General features: G+C 70.7%; 17 protein-coding genes. 13 read left to right on the forward strand and 4 right to left on the reverse strand.

Translation table 11 applies throughout. From position 1 onward, the window contains the following. Positions 1–59: 59 nt before the first annotated feature. Positions 60–1,172, reverse strand: coding sequence for a hypothetical protein (locus ACFV4P_RS27035; RefSeq protein ID WP_380475345.1), 1,113 nt, complete (start codon positions 1,170–1,172; stop codon positions 60–62). 147 nt (positions 1,173–1,319) lie between these two features. On the opposite strand from ACFV4P_RS27035, the gene metH reads away from it, so the two are divergent. The 3 genes from metH to ACFV4P_RS27050 all read left to right on the forward strand — a co-directional run bounded on the left by metH (position 1,320) and on the right by ACFV4P_RS27050 (position 7,677). Next, positions 1,320–4,823 carry a methionine synthase gene (metH, locus tag ACFV4P_RS27040; RefSeq protein WP_380475347.1) on the forward strand — a complete coding sequence of 1,168 codons (3,504 nt, stop codon included), beginning with the start codon at positions 1,320–1,322 and terminating at the stop codon, positions 4,821–4,823. Between the two features lie 200 nt (positions 4,824–5,023). Continuing rightward, positions 5,024–5,728: an HAD family hydrolase gene (locus ACFV4P_RS27045; RefSeq protein WP_380475349.1), complete on the forward strand. Its 705-nt coding sequence runs from the start codon at positions 5,024–5,026 to the stop codon at positions 5,726–5,728. A 350-nt stretch (positions 5,729–6,078) separates the two neighbouring features. Beyond that, positions 6,079–7,677 carry an ABC transporter substrate-binding protein gene (locus ACFV4P_RS27050; protein ID WP_380475351.1) on the forward strand — a complete coding sequence of 533 codons (1,599 nt, stop codon included), beginning with the start codon at positions 6,079–6,081 and terminating at the stop codon, positions 7,675–7,677. Positions 7,678–7,751: 74 nt separating this feature from the next. Here the strand turns inward: ACFV4P_RS27050 and ACFV4P_RS27055 are convergent, their stop codons facing one another. Together ACFV4P_RS27055 and ACFV4P_RS27060 are read right to left on the reverse strand one after the other, a co-directional pair. Next, a complete protein-coding gene (locus tag ACFV4P_RS27055; protein WP_073808639.1) occupies positions 7,752–8,423 on the reverse strand; it encodes a response regulator transcription factor in 672 nt (223 codons plus the stop codon). Further along, complete coding sequence (locus ACFV4P_RS27060; RefSeq protein ID WP_073808637.1) at positions 8,424–9,290, reverse strand: RecB family exonuclease; 867 nt, start codon at positions 9,288–9,290, stop codon at positions 8,424–8,426. Between the two features lie 135 nt (positions 9,291–9,425). Between ACFV4P_RS27060 and ACFV4P_RS27065 the strand changes: the two genes are divergently transcribed. The 3 genes from ACFV4P_RS27065 to ACFV4P_RS27075 all read left to right on the forward strand — a co-directional run bounded on the left by ACFV4P_RS27065 (position 9,426) and on the right by ACFV4P_RS27075 (position 12,378). Then, entirely contained in the window at positions 9,426–10,625 is a 1,200-nt protein-coding gene (locus tag ACFV4P_RS27065) for a site-2 protease family protein (RefSeq protein ID WP_380475353.1), read from the forward strand. A gap of 49 nt (positions 10,626–10,674) precedes the next feature. Further along, positions 10,675–11,637: a tRNA (adenine-N1)-methyltransferase gene (locus ACFV4P_RS27070; RefSeq protein WP_073808634.1), complete on the forward strand. Its 963-nt coding sequence runs from the start codon at positions 10,675–10,677 to the stop codon at positions 11,635–11,637. Positions 11,638–11,850: 213 nt separating this feature from the next. Further along, the gene (locus tag ACFV4P_RS27075; protein ID WP_380475355.1) at positions 11,851–12,378 is read left to right on the forward strand and encodes a hypothetical protein; all 528 of its coding nucleotides are present in this window, start codon (positions 11,851–11,853) and stop codon (positions 12,376–12,378) included. Positions 12,379–12,385: 7 nt separating this feature from the next. On the opposite strand, the gene ACFV4P_RS27080 is transcribed toward ACFV4P_RS27075, so the two are convergent. Further along, positions 12,386–12,673, reverse strand: a complete 288-nt coding sequence (locus ACFV4P_RS27080) for a ferredoxin (RefSeq protein WP_073808631.1) — start codon at positions 12,671–12,673, stop codon at positions 12,386–12,388. A 226-nt stretch (positions 12,674–12,899) separates the two neighbouring features. Here ACFV4P_RS27080 and arc point away from each other — a divergent pair, with 226 nt between their 5' ends. The 7 genes from arc to ACFV4P_RS27115 all read left to right on the forward strand — a co-directional run bounded on the left by arc (position 12,900) and on the right by ACFV4P_RS27115 (position 20,917). After that, positions 12,900–14,666, forward strand: a complete 1,767-nt coding sequence (gene arc / locus ACFV4P_RS27085; protein WP_380475357.1) for a proteasome ATPase — start codon at positions 12,900–12,902, stop codon at positions 14,664–14,666. A 96-nt stretch (positions 14,667–14,762) separates the two neighbouring features. After that, entirely contained in the window at positions 14,763–16,274 is a 1,512-nt protein-coding gene (gene dop, locus ACFV4P_RS27090; protein ID WP_380475359.1) for a depupylase/deamidase Dop, read from the forward strand. 96 nt (positions 16,275–16,370) lie between these two features. Continuing rightward, on the forward strand, positions 16,371–16,589 hold the full coding sequence (locus tag ACFV4P_RS27095) for a ubiquitin-like protein Pup (RefSeq protein ID WP_035868822.1): 219 nt from the start codon (positions 16,371–16,373) through the stop codon (positions 16,587–16,589). A 179-nt stretch (positions 16,590–16,768) separates the two neighbouring features. Beyond that, a complete protein-coding gene (prcB, locus tag ACFV4P_RS27100) occupies positions 16,769–17,614 on the forward strand; it encodes a proteasome subunit beta (protein ID WP_073808626.1) in 846 nt (281 codons plus the stop codon). Between the two features lie 32 nt (positions 17,615–17,646). Continuing rightward, entirely contained in the window at positions 17,647–18,393 is a 747-nt protein-coding gene (prcA, locus tag ACFV4P_RS27105) for a proteasome subunit alpha (protein ID WP_380475361.1), read from the forward strand. Between the two features lie 97 nt (positions 18,394–18,490). Next, positions 18,491–19,852: a Pup--protein ligase gene (gene pafA / locus ACFV4P_RS27110; protein ID WP_043911520.1), complete on the forward strand. Its 1,362-nt coding sequence runs from the start codon at positions 18,491–18,493 to the stop codon at positions 19,850–19,852. Between the two features lie 78 nt (positions 19,853–19,930). Continuing rightward, on the forward strand, positions 19,931–20,917 hold the full coding sequence (locus tag ACFV4P_RS27115; protein ID WP_380475363.1) for an FKBP-type peptidyl-prolyl cis-trans isomerase: 987 nt from the start codon (positions 19,931–19,933) through the stop codon (positions 20,915–20,917). The last annotated feature ends 23 nt before the right edge of the window (positions 20,918–20,940 follow it).

Raw genomic sequence — 20,940 nt, forward strand, 5'->3', positions numbered from 1 at the left:
TGCTAAGAGGCCCCCCGAACCGGCTCGCGACCAGGGGGCCCCGAAGACGACACGCGAGGTCAGATGCACCAGCCGTCGCGGTACGCCGCCCAGTGGTCGGGCGTGGCGGCGAAGTCCACGTACAGCGCCAGGCCGAAGTTCTCCCGGGCGCCCGCGCCGAGGCCGAGACGGGCCCCGCGGACGGCGGCCCGGACCGTCTCGGCGTCCCCCCGGTGCGACGGCGTGTCGGCCCAGTACGCGGGCAGGCCCATCAGCAGGTCGACGCCCGGCGGGGTGTTCGCCAGCGCCAGCGAGGTCTGCCGGGCGACGTAGCCGCCGTACAGCGACTCCACCGGCATCGAGGTGTCGTACGACATCACCGCGACCTGGTCGACCCGCTGCGCGGCCTGCGCGAAGTACCCGGCGCTCCACCACTTGCCGTGGTCGGTCAGCGCGAAGCTCACCGTCCCGACCAGCGGAACCGGCTCGATCTGCGGCGCCGCGATCGACAGCGGCGCGGAGCGGGCGGCGGTCAGCGCGTGCACCTGGTCGAGCAGCGCGAGGAACCCGGGCGAGCCGTCGTGCACCGGCTCCAGGTCGAAGTGGACGCCGTCGAAGCCCAGGTCGAGGACCTGCTGCGCGGACGCGGTGATCCGCTCCCGCACGTCCGGGCGGTCCAGGTGCAGGCCCTCCTTCTCGGGCGCGACCACGTCGCCCAGCCAGGACTGGATCCGCACCCCCGGCATCGCCGCCCGGGCCCGGCCGAGGAAGTCCGCCACCCCCGGCGCCAGCTTCGGGTCGAGCGAACCGTCGTGCTCCAGCGGGCCGGTGTGCACGTACAGGTCGTGGATGCCGGTGCCGCGCACCCGCGCCGCCAGCACCGACAGGTCGGCGTCGGTGCGCCGCCCGTCCACCCAGGCGTGGCCCAGCCAGATGGCGTCCCGCCCGCGGGTACGGGCGTCGGCCGCCGGATCGCCCGTGTACGACCAGCGCAGCGCGAGCGCCGCGCCCAGCACCGGCAGCACCAGCAGCGCGGCCAGCGCCGCGCAGGCGGTCAGCGCACGGCGGCGCCGGGTCCAGCGGGTGCGCAGGCTCCAACGGCGACGCGCCCGGACCGGGCCTGTCCGCCATGCGGACACGGCCAGGGCGCGGAGACGGTGACGCGACCTGCTCGGACGCGGTGAAGCGGGCATGCTCGGGCTCCCTTCCGGTGGACAGGGACGCCCAGATGGCGAAATGGGTTCCATCGCACCGCCGTCGGGCGGATACCCTGGCGGGGTGCGTCCCCGGGACAGGTGGGTTCGCATAGCCGACAGCCGTCGCACTCAGGGAGCAGCCACATGGCCACCGTTGTACCCACGTCCGCCCAGCAGGACCGCGCCGACGCCTTGCGCGAGGCGCTCGCCACCCGGGTGGTGGTCGCCGACGGAGCCATGGGCACGATGCTCCAGGCCCAGGAACCGACGCTGGAGGACTTCCAGCAGCTGGAGGGCTGCAACGAGGTCCTCAACGTGACCCGCCCGGACATCGTCCGCTCGGTGCACGACGCGTACTTCGCGGTCGGCGTGGACTGCGTGGAGACCAACACCTTCGGCGCCAACCACTCGGCGCTCGGCGAGTACGACATCTCCGACCGGATCTTCGAACTGTCCGAGGCCGGCGCCCGGATCGCCCGCGAGACCGCCGACGCGTACACCGCCGAGGACGGCCGCACCCGCTGGGTGCTCGGCTCGATCGGCCCCGGCACCAAGCTGCCGACGCTCGGTCACACCACCTTCGAGACCGTCCGCGAGGGCTTCCGGCTGAACGCGGCCGGCCTGATCGCGGGCGGCGCCGACGCCCTGCTGGTGGAGACCAGCCAGGACCTGCTGCAGACCAAGGCCTCCGTGCTCGGCTGCAAGGACGCCCTCGCCGAGGCCGGCCTGGACCTGCCGGTGCTGGCGCAGGTCACCGTCGAGACCACCGGCACCATGCTGCTGGGCTCCGAGATCGGCGCGGCGCTGACGGCGCTGGAGCCGCTCGGCATCGACTTCATCGGCATGAACTGCGCCACCGGCCCCGCCGAGATGAGCGAGCACCTGCGCTACCTGGCGAAGAACGCCAAGATCGGCCTGTCCTGCATGCCGAACGCGGGCCTGCCGGTGCTCACCAAGGACGGCGCGCACTACCCGCTCAGCCCCGAGGAACTCGCCGACGCCCACGAGGGGTTCGTCCGGGACTACGGCCTCTCGCTGGTCGGCGGCTGCTGCGGCACCACCCCCGAGCACCTGCGCCAGGTCGTCGAGCGGGTGCAGGGCCGCCCGCTGGCCGCGCGTGAGCCGAAGCCCGAGCCGGCCGCCGCCTCGCTGTACCAGGCGGTCCCGTTCCGGCAGGACACGTCCTACCTGGCGATCGGCGAGCGCACCAACGCCAACGGCTCGAAGAAGTTCCGCGAGGCGATGCTCGCCGCGGACTGGCAGACCTGCGTGGAGATCGCCCGCGACCAGATCCGCGAGGGCGCCCACCTGCTCGACCTGTGCGTCGACTACGTGGGCCGCGACGGCGTCGCCGACATGAAGGAGATCGCCGGCCGCCTCGCCACCGCCTCCACCCTGCCCATCGTGCTGGACTCCACCGAGCCGCCCGTGCTGCGGGCCGGCCTGGAGATGCTCGGCGGCCGCGCGGTCCTCAACTCCGTCAACTACGAGGACGGCGACGGCCCCGACACCCGGTTCGGGCGGATCGCCGGCCTGGCCCGCGAGCACGGCGCCGGCCTGATCGCCCTCACCATCGACGAGGAGGGCCAGGCCCGCACCGCCGACAAGAAGGTCGCCATCGCCGAGCGGCTGATCGAGCAGCTGGGCCGCGAGTACGGCATCCACGAGAGCTCGATCCTGGTCGACTGCCTGGCCTTCACCCTGGCCACCGGCCAGGAGGAGTCCCGCCGCGACGGCATCGAGACCATCGAGGCGATCCGCGAGCTCAAGCGCCGCCACCCGGACGTGCAGACCACCCTCGGCCTGTCGAACATCTCCTTCGGCCTCAACCCGGCCGCCCGCCAGGTCGTCAACTCGGTCTTCCTGCACGAGTGCGTCGAGGCCGGCCTCGACTCGGCGATCGTGCACGCCGCCAAGATCCTCCCGATGAACCGGATCCCCGACGACCGTCGGCAGGCCGCCCTCGACCTGGTCTACGACCGCCGCAGCGAGGGCTACGACCCGCTGCAGAAGCTGCTCCAGCTGTTCGAGGGCGTCTCCGCCGCGTCCAGCGCCGCCTCCAAGGCCGAGGAGCTCGCCGCCCTCCCGCTGGAGGAGCGCCTGCAGCGCCGCATCATCGACGGCGAGCGCAACGGCCTGGAGGCCGACCTCGACGCCGCGCTGACCGGGCGCCCCGCGCTGGAGATCATCAACGACACGCTGCTGTCCGGCATGAAGGTGGTCGGCGAGCTGTTCGGCTCCGGCGAGATGCAGCTGCCGTTCGTGCTGCAGTCCGCCGAGGTGATGAAGGCCGCCGTCGCGCACCTCGAACCGCACATGGAGAAGTCCGACAGCGAGGGCAAGGGCACCATCGTGCTCGCCACCGTCAAGGGCGACGTCCACGACATCGGCAAGAACCTGGTCGACATCATCCTGTCGAACAACGGCTACAACGTGGTCAACCTGGGCATCAAGCAGCCCGTCTCGGCGATCGTCGAGGCCGCCCAGGAGCACAGGGCCGACGTGATCGGCATGTCCGGCCTGCTGGTCAAGTCCACGGTGATCATGAAGGAGAACCTGCAGGAGCTCAACCAGCGCGGCCTGGCCGCCGACTACCCGGTGATCCTCGGCGGCGCCGCCCTCACCCGCGCCTACGTCGAGCAGGACCTGCACGAGATCTACGACGGCGAGGTCCGCTACGCCCGCGACGCCTTCGAGGGCCTGCGCCTGATGGACGCCCTGATCGGCGTCAAGCGCGGCGTCCCCGGCGTGGTGCTGCCCGAGCTGCGGCAGCGCCGGCACGCCCGGGTCGAGATCGACGAGCCGGAGGAGGTCAACCTCGGCCAGATCCGCTCCGACGTCGCGATCGACAACAAGGTGCCCACCCCGCCGTTCTGGGGCGACCGCATCATCAAGGGCATCCCGTTCCAGGACTACGCCTCCTGGCTCGACGAGGACGCCCTCTTCAAGGGCCAGTGGGGCCTCAAGGGCGGCCGCTCCGGCGGCCCGTCCTACGAGGAGCTGGTGGAGACCGAGGGCCGCCCCCGGCTGCGCGGCTGGCTCGACCGCCTGCAGACCGAGGGCTGGCTGGAGCCCGCCGTCGTCCACGGCTACTACCGGGCCAACTCCAAGGGCGACGACCTGATCGTCTACGGCGAGGACGACGCCGAGCTCACCCGCTTCACCTTCCCCCGCCAGCGCCGCGGCCGCCGCCTGTGCCTCGCCGACTTCTTCCGCCCCGAGGAGAGCGGCGAGCGCGACGTGGTCGGCCTGCAGGTCGTCACCATGGGCAACCGGATCTCCGAGGCCGCCAACGAGCTGTTCGCCGGCAACTCCTACCGCGACTACCTCGAACTGCACGGCCTGTCCGTGCAACTCGCCGAGGCGCTCGCCGAGTTCTGGCACGCCCGGGTCCGCTACGAACTCGGCTTCGGCGACGAGGACCCGCAGGACGTCAAGGACATGTTCGCCCTCAAGTACCGCGGCGCCCGCTTCTCGCTCGGCTACGGCGCTTGCCCCAACCTGGAGGACCGCGCCAAGATCGCCGAACTGCTCAAGCCCGAGCGGGTCGGCGTGATCCTCTCCGAGGAGTACCAGCTGCACCCCGAGCAGTCCACGGACGCCATCGTGCTGCACCACCCGGAGGCCAAGTACTTCAACGCCCGCTAGGGCCGGACAGGCCCTGGGCCCCGGGCGCGGGGAGAACTTCAACCGGGGATCATCCGTTCGCCTCGCCGCCGCCCGGTGCAATCCGCTCCGGCGGGCGTATTCTTGATGATCCTGAACGGGCCGGTCCGCTCACCAGCGGGCCGGCCCGTGCCATCCCCGGACGCAGTGCGCTCCGGACGACCCCCGGAAGGACGGCGCGCATGACGACGGTCTCGACCCCGGTCCGAGTCGGCGGAGACGGCGAGGGCAGCGGCCTGCAGGCCGTGCTGCTCGACATGGACGGCACTCTGGTCGACACCGAGGACTTCTGGTGGCAGGCCGAGGTCGACCTGTTCGCCGAACTCGGCCACCGCCTCACCGCCGAAGACCGCACCCACGTGGTCGGCGGCCCGATGACCCGCGTCATCGACTACCTCCTCACCCGCACCGGCGCGGCGATCCGCCCCGCCGACCTCGGCGCCCAGATCAACCGGCGCTTCGTCGACCTGCTGGCCGGCGGCGTCCCGCTGATGCCCGGCGCCGAGCGGCTGCTCAACACCCTCGCCGCGCACAGCATCCCCGCCGCCCTGGTGTCCGCCTCGCACCGGCACATCATCGACATCGTGCTGCGCAGCCTGGGCGCGCAGAACTTCGCCTTCACGGTGGCCGGCGACGAGGTGCCGCGCACCAAGCCGTTCCCCGACCCCTACCTGACCGCCGCCGCCCGCCTGGGCGCCGACCCGGCGCGCTGCGTGGTCGTCGAGGACACCCCCACCGGCGTGGCCGCCGCCGAAGCGGCCGGCTGCCCCGTCATCGCCGTCCCCTCCATCGCCGCCATCGAACCCGGCCCCGGCCGACTGGTGCTGCCCTCCCTCGAACACGTCGACCTCGACGTGCTGCGCACGCTGGCCGGCGCCCGAGTGTGACCTTCGTCTCGTTCCCGCGGATTTCCGGTTCCCCTCCGCGTCCGTGGGTACGCGGACCGTATCCGGCAGCAGGTGTGAAAACGGGCAATGGCAGACAACTCGTCGGCCCGGACGCCACGTTCCGTCGCCTGCCGTCCACCCAAGGTTCGAACAGACGGTGACCAGCCGGATTCGATGTGGCACGCTACAACGGATCAGACGCCCTCCCGTGCCGCCGCCCACCGCCGTCAGACATCGGCAGGCGGGCGCCCGCGCGGTCGTACCGGCCTGCGCCCTGCCGCCCCACCCCGGCGGCCGGACGCGGGCCTCCGGGGCGAGCCGGCCGCACGCAGTGAGGAAGACCACCCCGCATGACTACGCCCAACCGCCTGGCCGTGCTCAGCTGCGCCGCGCTCGTCGCCACCACGGCGGCCGGCTGCGCGTCCGTGGAGAAGGTCGCCAACGGCGGCGACAACGGCGCCGCCGTCACGCTGGGCACCACCAACGGGACCACCGTCCTGGACCCGGCCGGCGCGTACGAGATCGGCTCCTGGCTGGTCCTCAACAACTCCTTCCAGTCGCTGCTGTCCTTCCCGCCCGGTGCGACCGTGCCGCAGCCGGACGCCGCCGAGTCCTGCCAGTTCACCGGCAGCGACACGATGACGTACAAGTGCACGCTGAAGTCCGGGCTGAAGTTCACCAACGGGCACCCGGTGACCGCCGAGGACGTCAAGTTCTCGATCGACCGCACCAAGAAGATCAACGACCCGACCGGTCCGACCCCGCTGCTGTCCACCATCAAGTCGGTGGAGACCAACGGCGACTCCGAGGTGATCTTCCACCTGGAGACCCCCGACGCGGTGCTCCCGGCCAAGCTCGCCTCGCCGGCCGGCGCGATCGTCGACCACCAGGTCTTCCCGGCCGACAAGCTGCTCGCCAACGACAAGCTGGTCGGCTCCGGGCCGTACCGGGTCGACGCGATCGAGAACAAGGGCCCGAGCCCCGTCAAGATCACGCTCTCGCCGAACGCGACCTACCGGGGCGCCGCCGGCAAGCCGGAGAACAGCAAGTTCACCGTCCGCTTCTACGAGAAGGCGGAAGACCTCAAGGCAGGCCTCGACAAGGGCGAGATCGACATCGCGGCCAACGGTCTGGACCCGGCGACCGCCGCCCAGATCAAGACCGACGACCAGTCCGGCAAGGGCAACCTGCGGGTCGCCGAGGGCGACAGCGCCGAGACCTTCTACCTGGTCTTCAACACCAAGGACGAGGTCGGCTCCAAGCAGGCGGTCCGCCAGGCCATGGCCCAGCTGCTCGACCGCAAGGCGCTGGCCCACGACGTGTACGCGGGCACCGTGCTGCCGCTGTACTCGGTCGTCCCGGCCGGCGTGGTCGGCCACAACACCGCCTTCTTCGACAAGTACGGCGAGCCGGACGTCGCCAAGGCCAAGAAGCTCCTGACCGACGCGCACATCACCACCCCGGTCAAGATCAACCTGACCTGGTCCCGCTCCCGGGCCGGCGCCGCCGAGCTGGAGAACGTCAAGAAGCAGCTGGACGCCAGCGGCCTGTTCCAGGTGACGGTCCAGCAGGAGGCCGACTGGAACACCTTCCTGGCGAACTGGTCGAACAACAGCTACCAGGCCTACCTGATCGGCTGGACCCCCGACTACGTCGACGCGGACGACTACATCTCCCCGCTGGTGGTCGACGGCGGCGCGTTCCACAACAACTGGGACAGCCCGCAGATCAGCAACAAGCTGGTGCCGGACTCGATCAAGCTCACCGACCGCACCGGCGCCGGCGCGTACGCCCAGATCCAGAACATCCTGGCCGACTCCGTGCCGATGCTCCCGCTGTACCAGAACAAGTCGTTCTACGTGTACAAGAACGGTGTCACCGGCGTCGACACCACCGTCGACAACACCAGCCGCTTCCGGTTCTGGCTGATCGGCCGCAACAAGAAGTAACGATTCGCCAAGCAGCACGACGGCCCGTCACCCCCTCGGGGGTGACGGGCCGTCGGCGTTCCGGCGGAGTAGGACTACAGGGCGCCCGGGCGCACCAGGCCGCTCTCGTACGCGTACACCGCCGCCTGCACCCGGTCGCGCAGCTGGAGCTTGGTCAGCACATGGCCGACGTGGGTCTTCACCGTCGTCTCGGAGACGAACAGCTCGGCCGCGATCTCCGCGTTCGACAGACCCCGCGCCACCAGCCGCAGCACCTCCACCTCGCGCTCCGTCAGCACCGTCAGCGCCTGCGGCGGCGCCTCGTCGCCCGACGGCAGCTTGGTGGCGTACATGTCCAGCAGACGGCGGGTCACCGACGGGGCGAGCATCGCCGCGCCGTCCGCCACCACCCGGATCGCCTGCACCAGCTCCTCGGCCGGCACGTCCTTCAGCAGGAAGCCGCTGGCGCCCGCGCGCAGCGCCTCCACCACGTACTCGTCCAGGTCGAAGGTGGTCAGCACCAGCACCTTCGCCGGGCCGCTGCGGTCCGGGCCGGCGATCCGGCGGGTCGCCTCCACGCCGTCCATCCGCGGCATCCGGATGTCCATCAGCACCACGTCCGGCTGCAGCGCGCGGACCTGGTCCAGCGCCTGCTGCCCGTCGCCCGCCTCGCCGACCACCACCAGATCGGACTCCGCCTCCAGGATCATCCGGAAACCGGTACGGAGCAGCGGCTGGTCGTCCACCAGCAGCACACGGATCGTCACCTACGACTCCTTGCGGGGATTGGTCAGAGTGGCCAGCGGCAGCGGGTACGGCGGGGGAGTGCCGCCGAACTCCGGACAGCTGGCCTTGTGGTCGCACCAGTCGCACAGCCGGTTGCGGGTCGCCGGGAACTCACCGGAGGCCACCGCCGCCGAGATCGCCTCCCACAGCGCCTCCAGCTTCCGCTCCACCGCCAGCAGGTCGGCCTCGTCCGGGTCGTACGTCACCACGTCGCCGCCGCCGCCGAGATACACCAGCTGCAGCCGCTTGGGGAGCACGCCCTTCCACCGCCAGACCACCAGCGCGTAGAACTTCATCTGGAACATCGCCTTGCCCTCGAAGTCCCGCGAGGGCGCCCGGCCGGTCTTGTAGTCCACCAGCCGCACCTCGCCGCTGGGCGCGACGTCGACCCGGTCGATGTAGCCGCGCAGCAGCAGGCCCGAGGCCAGCGCGGTCTGCACGTACAGCTCGCGCTCCACCGGGTGCAGCCGGGTCGGGTCCTCCAGCCGGAACCACTTCTCCACCAGCTGCTCGGCGTCGCCCAGCCAGCCGGCCAGTTTCGCCGGCTCGTCCGGGAACAGTTCGGCCAGCTCCGGCCGTTCCCCGAGCAGCCGCTCCCACTGCGGGGCCAGCAGGCCCCGGGCCCGCTCGGGGGTGCGGTCGGCCGGCGGATGGTCGAACAGCCGCTCCAGCACCGCGTGCACCAGCGTCCCCCGGGTCGCCGCCGCACTCGGCGGCTCCGGCAGCCGGTCGATCACCCGCAGCCGGTACAGCAGCGGGCAGGTCATGAAGTCACCCGCCCGGGACGGCGACAGCCCGGTCGGCGCGGCCGCCGGGCGGGCAGTGGGCGTGGGGTCGGTCTGCTGCATGCCCCGACCCTATTGCACCGGACCGACAGCTCGGTCGAAGAGGTGGGTATGGCAAAGGAGAGCGGGGTGCGCCGCCGCTGCCGCCCGGAGATCACGTAGCGTACGAGGAACCACAGGGTTCGCGGAGGGAGCACGGTGAACGACACCAAGGGGCGGGCACCCGGGACACCGGACTCGCCGGACGGGGGCGAACCGCCCCGCGGCGGCATCCTGATGGGCCGCCCGTTCGGCGTGCCCGTCTACGTCACCCCGTCCTGGTTCCTGGTCGCCGCACTGATCACCTGGCTCTTCGGCAGCCGGCTCGCCGACGTCCTGCCCGAACTCGGCGCCGCCCGCTACCTGCTCGCCTTCTCCTTCGCCGTCGCCTTCTACGGCTCGGTCCTGGTCCACGAACTCGCGCACACCCTCGTCGGCCTGCGCTACAAGCTCGGCGTGCGCCGCATCCAGCTCCAGTTCCTCGGCGGCGTCTCCGAGATCGAGAAGGAGGCCGACCGGCCCTGGCGCGAGTTCTGGCTCGCCCTGGTCGGCCCGCTGCTCTCCCTGGTGCTGGCCGGCGCCTTCTGGGCCGGCTTTAAGGCCGTCGAACCCGCCACCGTCCCCGGCGTGCTGCTGGCCGGCCTGATGATCTCCAACCTGGTGGTCGCCGCCTTCAACCTGCTGCCCGGCCTCCCGCTGGACGGCGGACGGATGCTGCGCGCCGTCGTCTGGGCCGCCACCGGCGACCCCATGAAGGGCACCGTCGCCGCCGTCTGGACCGGCCGCGCCCTCGCCGTCGCCGTCGTCCTCGGCCTGCCGATCGTCGGCGCCGCCCAGAACGCCGAACGCTCCACCGGCGAAGCCATGCTCGACGGCGTACTCGCCGCCGTCCTCGGCTTCATCATCTGGCAGGGCGCCGGCAACTCGCTGCGCAACGCCCGCCTCAAGCAGATCCTCCCCGGCCTCAAGGTCCGCGACCTGGCCCGCCGCAGCGTCGAGGTCACCGCCGACACCCCCCTCGGCGAAGCCCTCCGCCGCGCCCACGAGGCCCAGGCCGGCGCCGTCGTCGTGGTCGACGGCCGCGGCGAACCCACCGCGCTCGTCAAGGAGTCCGCGGTCGCCAACGTCCCCGAGCACCGCCGCCCCTGGGTCGCCGTCTCCGCCGTCGCCCGCGACCTCGAACCCGGCCACACCATCCCCGTCGACCTGGCCGGCGAACAGATCCTGGACACCCTGCGCCGCGCCCCCGCCTCCGAATACCTGGTCGTCCGCGCTGACGGCAGCGTCTACGGCGTGCTCACCCTCGCCGACCTCGAACGCCGCCTCACCGCCGCCCTTCTCGGCCGACCGACCGGCTGAACCGATCATGTGGTCGGGGGAGCCCTCCGGAGCCCGTAGGATGGCCCCCATGTCCGAACCGACCGGTGCCGCCCGCCGACGCGGGCCCTTCCAGGTCGGGGACCAGGTCCAGCTGACCGACCCCAAGGGCCGCCACTACACGTTCACGCTCCAGGCCGGGAACCAATTCCACACCCACAAGGGTGCGTTCCCGCACGACGAGCTGATCGGCGCTCCCGAGGGCACGGTCGTCCGCACCACGGGAAACGTCCCGTACCTCGCGCTGCGCCCCCTGCTCCCCGACTACGTCCTCTCCATGCCCCGCGGCGCGGCCGTGATCTACCCCAAGGACGCGGGGCAGATCCTGGCCATGGCCGACATCTTCGCCGGCGCGAGGGTGGTGGAAGCGGGCGTCGGCTCCGGTGCCCTCTCCACCTACCTGCTGCGCGCCGTCGGCGACACCGGCATGCTCGCCTCCTACGAGCGGCGTGAGGACTTCGCGGACATCGCCCGCAGCAACGTCGAACGCTACTTCGGCGGCCCGCACCCCGCGTGGAAGCTGACCGTCGGCGACCTCCAGGACAACCTGGTCGAGACCGACGTCGACCGCGTCATCCTCGACATGCTCGCCCCCTGGGAGTGCCTGGACGTCGCCTCCGAGGCGCTCGTCCCCGGCGGCCTCATCTGCTGCTACGTGGCCACCACCACGCAGATGTCCCGCACCGTCGAGGCGCTGCGCGAGCACGGCACCTTCACCGAGCCGCAGGCCTGGGAGACCATGGTCCGCACCTGGCACCTCGAAGGCCTCGCCGTCCGCCCCGACCACCGCATGATCGGCCACACCGGCTTCCTCCTCACCGCCCGCCGCCTCGCCGACGGCGTCGAGCCCCCGCTGCGCCGCCGCCGCCCGGCGAAGGGCGCCTACGGCGAGGACTACGACGCCACGGAGCCGGAGCTCACGCTCGCGGAGCGGGCCGCGGTCCGCAAGGCGCAGCGGGAGGCCGCGGCGCACGACGGTCGGGACCTGAGCTAGCGGGTTCACCAGCAGGGGCGCGGGGAGACTCGCGCGAGCGAGAAGCGCACGTCAGCAAGGTCGCGATCAACGGCAAGTCATTGCCCGCGTCGCGACCTTGCGGACGGGTGTCTTCCGCTTCGCGCAGTCCCCCCGCGCCCCTGTTTGTGTCCCACCTGCCTTTCGGGGCCTGTTCCCCGGTGTGCGAAAATGCGGGCACCGGAAGGGGAGTTCGTGGTGCATGCGCAGTCGGGGTTGAAGCACTGGGCGCTGGTCGCGGCGGGGTGTCTCGCCGTGGTGGGCGGGGCGTTGGGCGCGACCTCGGCGACCGGGGCGGTGGTGACGGCGCATCAGTCGGAGGCCGCGGTGGTGCCGGAGGTGGACCTGTCGAAGGTCCAACTGCCCATGGAGTGCGGGCCGTTCCCCGTCGCGGTGAGCCTGAAGGCGTCGGCCGTGGTGGACGGGAAGGCGCTGGGGGTGCTCGCGGCGCACTGCCAGGCGGACATGGGGACGCCGCCGGACCAGGTGTTCGTGGTGGAAGGGGCGGGCCGGCCGGTCGAGTTGCTCTCGGACCGGGACGGCTACACGCTGACCGAGCTGGCGATCCGCAGCGACGGTTCGATCCGGGGCGCGGCCCGCGGCTACTCCTCGGACGACGTGCCGCGCTTCTCGCCGGACCTGAAGGTCGAGTTGGTGTGGAAGCGCAGCGCTTCCGGCGGGTGGGCGAAGACCGAGAACCGGAGCCCCGCCCACACCGCGTGACGGACCGTCAGTCCGCGTCCGGGCCGTACACTTCGACGCCGTCGGCGGCCCGGCGGACGTGGATGCAGTCGCCGGGGCAGTCCTTCACGGAGTCGACGACGTCCTGAAGGAGCGTCAGCGGGACGGGCGCGCTCTCGCCGGGCTGCTGGCGCAACTCGTCGTCCTCGCCCTTCACATAGGCGAGTCCGTCGATGTCGAGTTCGAAGACCTCGGGCGCGTACTGCGCGCAGATCCCGTCCCCGGTGCACAGATCCTGGTCGATCCAGACTTCGAGTGCCTCGCCCGTCCCCGCCATTGCCCCTGCCGTTTCTGCTCTGGTCGCCCCGCATTCGGGGACATTCCTGTCACGATACATCCGCGCTGCTTTGAACCGTTGAGGGGTGGGCATCTCCTTGTCAGAGGGGAAGCGCGCAGGGCGAACATCGGACACGCCCGATCCATCTTTCTGATCTAGGGGTTTACATGACCCTGGTCCCAGGTAGGTTTGGGTCGTCCAGCTCCCCCAGGAGGAGGTGAGGACCGTGGCAGCCAACGATGACGACTACGACCGCAGCGCCGGCAGGCCCGCACGGGGGTCCGACGAGGCCGCGCAGGTCTCCTACCTCGAGCAGGAGATCGCCGTCCTTCGGCGCCGGCTCGCCGATTCTCCGCGCAGCTCAAGGGTGCTTGAGGAGCGGATCGTCGAGCTGCAGACCAACCTGGCCGGTGTGACCGCCCAGAACGAGAGGCTCGTCGCCACCCTGCGCGAGGCCCGCGACCAGATCGTGGCCCTCAAGGAGGAAGTGGACCGGCTCGCCCAGCCGCCCGCCGGATTCGGCGTCTTCCTCGAGAAGAACGAGGACGGCACGGCCGACATCTTCACCGGCGGTCGCAAGCTCCGGGTCAACGTCAGCCCCGGCGTGGAGCTGGACGAGCTGCGCCGCGGCCAGGAGGTGATGCTCAACGAGGCGCTGAACGTCGTCGAGGCGATGGAGTTCGAGCGGATCGGCGAGATCGTCACCCTCAAGGAGGTGCTGGAGGGCGGCGACCGGGCCCTGGTGGTCGGGCACACCGACGAGGAGCGGGTGGTGCGGCTCGCCGAGCCGCTCCGCGCACTGACCCTGCGGGCGGGCGACGCGCTGCTGCTGGAGCCGCGCTCCGGGTACGTGTACGAGGTGGTGCCGAAGTCCGAGGTCGAGGAACTGGTCCTCGAGGAGGTCCCGGACATCGACTACCGGCAGATCGGCGGCCTGTCGAACCAGATCGAGCAGATCCGGGACGCGGTGGAACTGCCGTACCTGCACGCCGACCTGTTCAAGGAGTTCGAACTGCGGCCGCCCAAGGGCGTGCTGCTGTACGGCCCGCCCGGTTGCGGCAAGACGCTGATCGCCAAGGCGGTCGCCAACTCGCTGGCCAAGAAGGTCGCCGAGGTGACGGGCCGGCCGCAGGGCAAGAGCTACTTCCTCAACATCAAGGGCCCCGAGCTGCTCAACAAGTACGTGGGCGAGACCGAGCGGCAGATCCGCCTGGTCTTCCAGCGGGCCCGGGAGAAGGCCGGCGAGGGCACGCCGGTCATCGTGTTCTTCGACGAGATGGAGTCGCTGTTCCGCACCCGCGGCTCCGGCGTCAGCTCGGACGTGGAGAACACCATCGTCCCGCAGCTGCTGGCGGAGATCGACGGCGTGGAGGGCCTGGAGAACGTCATCGTCATCGGCGCCTCCAACCGCGAGGACATGATCGACCCGGCGATCCTGCGGCCCGGCCGCCTGGACGTCAAGATCAAGATCGAGCGGCCGGACGCCGAGGCGGCCAAGGACATCTTCTCCAAGTACCTGAAGGACTCGCTGCCGTTCCACCCCGACGACGTCAAGGAGCACGACGGCTCGGTGCCCGCCACCGTCGCCGCCATGATCCAGTCGGTGGTCGAGCGGATGTACTCGGAGACCGAGGAGAACCGCTTCCTGGAGGTCACCTACGCCAACGGCGACAAGGAAGTGCTGTTCTTCAAGGACTTCAACTCCGGCGCGATGATCCAGAACATCGTCGACCGGGCGAAGAAGATGGCCATCAAGGACTTCCTCGACCACGGCCAGCGCGGTCTGCGGGTCTCCCACCTGCTCGCCGCGTGCGTGGACGAGTTCAAGGAGAACGAGGACCTGCCCAACACCACCAACCCGGACGACTGGGCCCGCATCTCCGGCAAGAAGGGCGAGCGGATCGTGTTCATCCGCACCCTGGTCACCGGCAAGCAGGGCGCCGAGTCCGGTCGCTCCATCGACACCGTCGCCAACACGGGGCAGTACCTGTAGGACGCGCACCACACCGTCCGGTTGCGGCGCCAGGCAAGGCTCCGCAACCGGACGGCGCGTCTGCACCGGCAGTACCCACAGGGTCAGGAGGGCCGCATGACCGTACGGCGCGTGATGGGGATCGAGACCGAGTACGGCATCTCCGTGCCCGGGCACCCCAACGCCAACGCCATGCTCACCTCGTCCCAGATCGTCAACGCGTACGCGGCGGCGATGCACCGGGCGCGGCGCGCCCGCTGGGACTTCGAGGAGGAGAATCCGCTGCGCGACGCCCGGGGCTTCGACCTGGCCCGGGACGTGGCGGACGCCAGTCAGCTCACCGACGAGGACATCGGCCTGGCCAACGTCATCCTCACCAACGGCGCCCGGTTCTACGTCGACCACGCGCACCCCGAGTACTCGTCGCCGGAGGTCACCAACCCGCGCGACGCGGTGCTCTGGGACAAGGCCGGCGAGCGGATCATGGCCGCGGCCGCCGCCCGGGCGCTGGAACTGCCCAACGGGCAGCGGATCCTGCTCTACAAGAACAACACCGACAACAAGGGCGCCTCCTACGGCACCCACGAGAACTACCTGATGCAGCGGGCCACCCCGTTCGCCGACATCGTCCGCCACCTCACGCCGTTCTTCGTCTCCCGCCAGGTGGTGTGCGGGGCCGGCCGGGTCGGGCTCGGGCAGGAGGGCGGCGGGCACGGCTTCCAGATCAGCCAGCGCGCCGACTACTTCGAGGTCGAGGTCGGCCTGGAGACCACCCTCAAGCGCCCGATCATCAACACCCGCGACGAGCCGCACGCGGACGCCGAGAAGTACCGCCGCCTGCACGTGATCATCGGCGACGCCAACCTCTCCGAGATCTCCACCTACCTCAAGCTCGGCACCACCGCGCTGGTCCTGTCGATGATCGAGGACGGCTTCATCGCCGTCGACCTCGCCGTCGACCAGCCCGTGCGCACCCTGCACCGGATCTCCCACGACCCCGACCTCAAGCACCTGGTGTCGCTGCGCTCCGGGCGCAAGCTCACCGCCGTCCAGTTGCAGATGGAGTACTGCGAACTGGCCCGCAAGTACGTCGAGGACCGCTTCGGGCAGGACGCCGACGACCAGACCATGGACGTGCTGGCCCGCTGGGAGGACGTGCTGGGCCGGCTGGAACGCGACCCGATGAGCCTGTCCCGGCAGCTCGACTGGGTCGCCAAGAAGGAGATCCTGGAGGGCTACCGCCAGCGCGACGCCCTGACCTGGGAGAGCCCGCGCCTCCAGCTGGTCGACCTCCAGTACAGCGACGTACGCCCCGAGAAGGGCCTGTACAACCGCCTGGAGGCCCGCGGCCGGATGGAGCGCCTGCTCACCGAGGACGAGGTGCTCCGCGCCGTCTCCCAGCCGCCCGACGACACCCGCGCCTACTTCCGCGGCCGCTGCCTGGAGCAGTACGCCGACGATGTGGCCGCCGCGTCCTGGGACTCCGTGATCTTCGACCTGCCCGGGCACGACAGCCTGCAGCGGGTGCCCACCATGGAGCCGCTGCGCGGCACCAAGGCGCACGTCAAGGAACTGCTCGACCGGTGCCGCACCGCCGAAGACCTGGTGCGGGTCCTCTCCGGTGGGTAACTTTTCGATCACCACGGGTGAACATTCCCGGACGGGGAATCATTCAGGTGAGCAACGAGCGTTGAACGAGAACACCGAGCGAGCGGGGTGAGGAAAATGGCGGAGAAGGACACCGGCGGCGGCCAGCAGCGGGCCAGCCGCTCCTCCGAGGAGGTCGAGGAGCAGGCCGCGGAAACCCAGGCCTCGGACGACCTCAAGGAGCGTCAGGAAAAGCTCAGCGACGACGTCGACGCGGTCCTGGACGAAATCGACGAAGTGCTGGAATCCAACGCCGAGGATTTCGTGCGCGGATTCGTGCAGAAGGGCGGCGAGTGAGAGGGGGAAACCCCCTTTCCATCGGAAAAGAGCACGGCGAGCGCCGCAGGTGTGCCCTGAGCGCGCCTGCGGCCTCGCCTTCTCTGCGGCCCGTCACCGAAAACGTGGATCCGGACCCCGGAGCGGGTAGGGTCCGGGGCACAACTCCAACTTTGGATCTTCGATCTGGAAGGACACGTGTGGAAGCCAACCTCAGTGGCACCGGGCGTCTACCGGCTGCCTTCCTCACCCCCGGCTCCTCCTCGTTCATCGACTTCCTCGACAGCCACGCGCCGCAGCTGCTCCCGGGGCGGCGGCAGCTGCCCGAGGGCCTGACGATCGAGGCGCCGCACGGCACCACCATCGTGTCCGCGGTGTTCGACGGCGGCGTGGTGCTCGCCGGCGACCGTCGGGCCACCATGGGCAACGTCATCGCCCAGCGCGACATGGAGAAGGTCTTCCCGGCCGACGAGTACAGCGCGGTCGGCATCGCCGGCACCGCCGGCCTGGCCATCGAGATGGTGCGCCTGTTCCAGCTGGAGCTGGAGCACTACGAGAAGATCGAGGGCACCGTGCTCTCCTTCGAGGGCAAGGCCAACCGGCTCACCACCATGATCCGGTCCAACCTGGCGATGGCCATGCAGGGCCTCGCGGTCGTCCCGGTCTTCGCGGGCTACGACCTCGACCTCGGCCGCGGCCGGATCTTCACCTACGACGTCACCGGCGGCCGTTCCGAGGAGCGCGCGGGCTTCGCCGCCACCGGCTCCGGCTCGGTGTTCGCCCGCGGCGCGATGAAGAAGCTCTACCGGGACGGGATGACCGCCGAGCAGGCCGCCACCCTCACCGTCCAGGCGCTGTACGACGCCGCCGACGACGACTCGGCGACCGGCGGCCCGGACCTCGCCCGCAAGATCTTCCCGATCGTCACGCTGATCACCGAGGACGGCTTCCGGCGGCTCAGCGAGGAAGAGGTCACCGAGATCGCGGTGTCCATCACCGAGCAGCGGCGCGAGCACCCCAACGGTCCGCAGGCCCCGCTGCTCTGAATCCGCCTCAACCACCCGAAGGGAGACCGGCGGTGTCCACGCCGTTCTACGTCTCGCCCCAGCAGGCCATGGCGGACCGCGCGGAGTACGCCCGCAAGGGCATCGCCCGCGGACGCAGCGTGGTCGTGCTCACCTACGCCGACGGCATCGTCTTCGTCGCGGAGAACACCTCCCGCGCCCTGCACAAGGTCTCCGAGATCTACGACAAGATCGCGTTCGCCGCGGTCGGCCGCTACAACGAGTTCGAGAACCTGCGGATCGGCGGCGTGCGCTACGCCGACCTGCGCGGCTACTCCTACGACCGGGCCGACGTCACCGCCCGCGGCCTGGCCAACGTGTATGCCCAGACCCTGGGCACCATCTTCTCCTCGGTCGGGGAGAAGCCCTACGAGGTCGAGCTGATCGTCGCCGAGGTCGGCCGCACCGACGCCGACGACCAGATCTACCGGCTCACCCCGGACGGCTCGGTGGTGGACGAGAAGAACGCCGTCGTGGTCGGCGGCAACGCCGACTCCATCGGCAACTACCTCGGCCAGCGCCACCGGGCCGGCCTGAGCCTCACCGAGGCGCTCAAGCTCGCCGTCGACGGCCTCGCCCGCGACCCCAACGGCGGCAGCCCGCGCACCCTGACGCCCGAGCAGCTGGAGGTCGCCGTCCTCGACCGCCAGCGGGTCCAGCAGCGCAAGTTCAAGCGCATCCTGGGCAGCCAGCTGTCCCGGCTGCTCAGCGGCGACGAAAGCGCCGCCACCGAAGAGGACGACGGCACCACCGCCGAATGACCGAGTCGGCGGCCCGCCACCTGCCGGGCGGGCCGCCCGACGATCCATCACCGCACCGAAGGGTTTCACGGAGCTTCCCACAGAGAAGAGTCGCCATATGGACCGCCGAATTTTCGGGATCGAGAACGAGTACGGCGTCACCTGCACCTTCCGCGGCCAGCGCCGCCTGTCGCCGGACGAAGTCGCCCGCTACCTCTTCCGCCGTGTCGTCTCCTGGGGCCGCAGCAGCAACGTCTTCCTGAAGAACGGCGCCCGCCTCTACCTCGACGTCGGCTCCCACCCCGAGTACGCCACCCCCGAGTGCGACGACGTGGTCGAGCTGGTCACCCACGACAAGTCCGGCGAGCGGATCCTCGAAGGGCTGCTGGTGGACGCCGAGCGGCGGCTGCACGAGGAAGGCATCGCCGGCGACGTCTACCTGTTCAAGAACAACACCGACTCCGCCGGCAACTCCTACGGCTGCCACGAGAACTACCTGGTCGCCCGGCACGGCGAGTTCTCCCGGCTGGCGGACGTGCTGATCCCGTTCCTGGTGACGCGTCAACTGATCTGCGGCGCGGGCAAGGTGCTGCAGACCCCGCGCGGCGCCGTCTACTGCGTCAGCCAGCGCGCCGAGCACATCTGGGAGGGCGTCAGCTCCGCCACCACCCGCTCCCGGCCGATCATCAACACCCGCGACGAGCCGCACGCCGACGCCGAGCGCTACCGCCGGCTGCACGTCATCGTCGGCGACTCCAACATGTCGGAGACCACCACGCTGCTCAAGGTCGGCGCCACCGACCTGGTGCTGCGGCTGATCGAGGCCGGCGTGGTGATGCGCGACCTGACGCTGGAGAACCCGATCCGGGCGATCCGCGAGGTCAGCCACGACCTGACGGGCACCCACCAGGTCCGGCTCGCCAACGGGCGGGAGGCCAGCGCGCTGGAGATCCAGGAGGAGTACTACACCAAGGCGCTGGAGTTCGCCGACCGCAAGGGCCTCAACGAGGGCACCGTGGCGCGCGTCCTGGACCTGTGGGGCCGCACGCTGGAGGCGGTGCGCACCGAGGACCTCGGCAAGGTCGGCACCGAGATCGACTGGATCATGAAGTACCAGCTGATCGAGAAGTACCGCGCCAAGCACCAGATGACCATGTCCAACCCGCGGGTCGCGCAGATCGACCTCGCGTACCACGACATCCACCGCCGCCGCGGCCTGTTCTACCTGCTGCAGAAGAACGGCCAGGCGCAGCGCGTCACCAACGACCTGCTGACCTTCCAGGGCAAGTCGGTGCCCCCGCAGACCACCCGGGCCCGGCTGCGCGGCGACTTCATCCGGCGCGCCCAGGAGCAGCGCCGCGACTTCACCGTCGACTGGGTGCACCTGAAGCTGAACGACCAGGCGCAGCGCACCGTGCTGTGCAAGGACCCGTTCCGGTCGGTGGACGAGCGGGTGGAGAAGCTGATCGCCGGAATGTGATCAAGTCGTCGACGGTCCGTCGGAGGCACGCCCGAGTGCCTCCGACGGACCGGACGAATCCGGCCATACGCTGGCCCCATGCGTCGAATCGCCTGCCTGCTCTCCGTTCCCCTCGCCGCCGTGCTGCTGACCGCGTGCAGCAGCAGTTCCGGCAAGTCCACCGGGTCGACGCCCTCGACGACGGCCTCCCCGGTGGAGGTGCCGAGCCCGGTCGCGTCCGCCTCGCCGATGCCCACGATCAGTGGGGAGTTCGGCTCGAAAGCGACGATCACGCTGCCGGGCGGCCCGCCCAGCGGGCAGTTCGTGGTGAACACCGAGACCGAGGGCACCGGCGCGACGGTCAACAAGAACGACTGGGTGACCGTCAACTACACCGCCAAGGACTGGACCAGCGGCAAGGACCTGACCAGCTCCTACGACTCCGGCGGCAAGCCGCAGCTGTACCAGGCGGGCACCGGGCAGCTGGTGCCGGCGTTCGACGTCAGCGTCGAGGGGAAGAAGGTCGGCAGCCGACTGGTGGTGGTGGCCCCGCCGGCCGCCGGGTTCGGCGCCCAGGGGTCGACGGCGCTCGGCGTCGGCAAGGACGACACGGTGGTGTTCGTGCTCGACATCATGCAGTCGGTGCCGCAGGACTCCACCGCCTCCGGGCAGGTCACCGAACCGCCCGCGAACGCCCCGCAGGTCAAGGACAACGGCAAGGCCGCGCCCACCATCACCATCCCCTCCGGCGAGCAGCCGCCCGCGGACCTGCAGCAGTACGTGCTGATCAAGGGCGACGGCCCGGAGGTGAAGTCCGGGCAGACCCTGGTGGTCCAGTACACCGGCGTGACCTGGGCCGACGGCAAGCAGTTCGACTCCTCGTGGAGCCACGGCGGCGCGCAGGCGCTGCAGGTCGGCACCGGCAGCCTGATCAAGGGCTGGGACCAGGGCCTCGTCGGCAAGACCGTCGGCAGCCGCGTCATGCTGGTCGTCCCGCCGTCGCTGGGCTACGGCGACAAGGCCAGCGGCTCGATCCCGGCGAACTCCACGCTGGTGTTCGTGATCGACATCCTGGAAGCTGTCTGATCGACGCCCGGCAGCGGGCCGGG

Origin of the sequence: Kitasatospora sp. NPDC059795 (assembly GCF_042732175.1) — a bacterium.
Classification (GTDB): Bacteria; Actinomycetota; Actinomycetes; order Streptomycetales; family Streptomycetaceae; genus Kitasatospora.

What these genes read in the sequence shown, in the direction of transcription:
- ACFV4P_RS27035 (WP_380475345.1), bottom strand. Translation starts at nt 1,172, where the DNA reads ATGCCCGCTTCACCGCGTCCGAGCAGGTCGCGTCACCGTCTCCGCGCC.
- metH (WP_380475347.1), top strand. Translation starts at nt 1,320, where the DNA reads ATGGCCACCGTTGTACCCACGTCCGCCCAGCAGGACCGCGCCGACGCC.
- ACFV4P_RS27045 (WP_380475349.1), top strand. Translation starts at nt 5,024, where the DNA reads ATGACGACGGTCTCGACCCCGGTCCGAGTCGGCGGAGACGGCGAGGGC.
- ACFV4P_RS27050 (WP_380475351.1), top strand. Translation starts at nt 6,079, where the DNA reads ATGACTACGCCCAACCGCCTGGCCGTGCTCAGCTGCGCCGCGCTCGTC.
- ACFV4P_RS27060 (WP_073808637.1), bottom strand. Translation starts at nt 9,290, where the DNA reads ATGCAGCAGACCGACCCCACGCCCACTGCCCGCCCGGCGGCCGCGCCG.
- ACFV4P_RS27070 (WP_073808634.1), top strand. Translation starts at nt 10,675, where the DNA reads ATGTCCGAACCGACCGGTGCCGCCCGCCGACGCGGGCCCTTCCAGGTC.
- ACFV4P_RS27080 (WP_073808631.1), bottom strand. Translation starts at nt 12,673, where the DNA reads ATGGCGGGGACGGGCGAGGCACTCGAAGTCTGGATCGACCAGGATCTG.
- dop (WP_380475359.1), top strand. Translation starts at nt 14,763, where the DNA reads ATGACCGTACGGCGCGTGATGGGGATCGAGACCGAGTACGGCATCTCC.
- ACFV4P_RS27095 (WP_035868822.1), top strand. Translation starts at nt 16,371, where the DNA reads ATGGCGGAGAAGGACACCGGCGGCGGCCAGCAGCGGGCCAGCCGCTCC.
- pafA (WP_043911520.1), top strand. Translation starts at nt 18,491, where the DNA reads ATGGACCGCCGAATTTTCGGGATCGAGAACGAGTACGGCGTCACCTGC.
- ACFV4P_RS27115 (WP_380475363.1), top strand. Translation starts at nt 19,931, where the DNA reads ATGCGTCGAATCGCCTGCCTGCTCTCCGTTCCCCTCGCCGCCGTGCTG.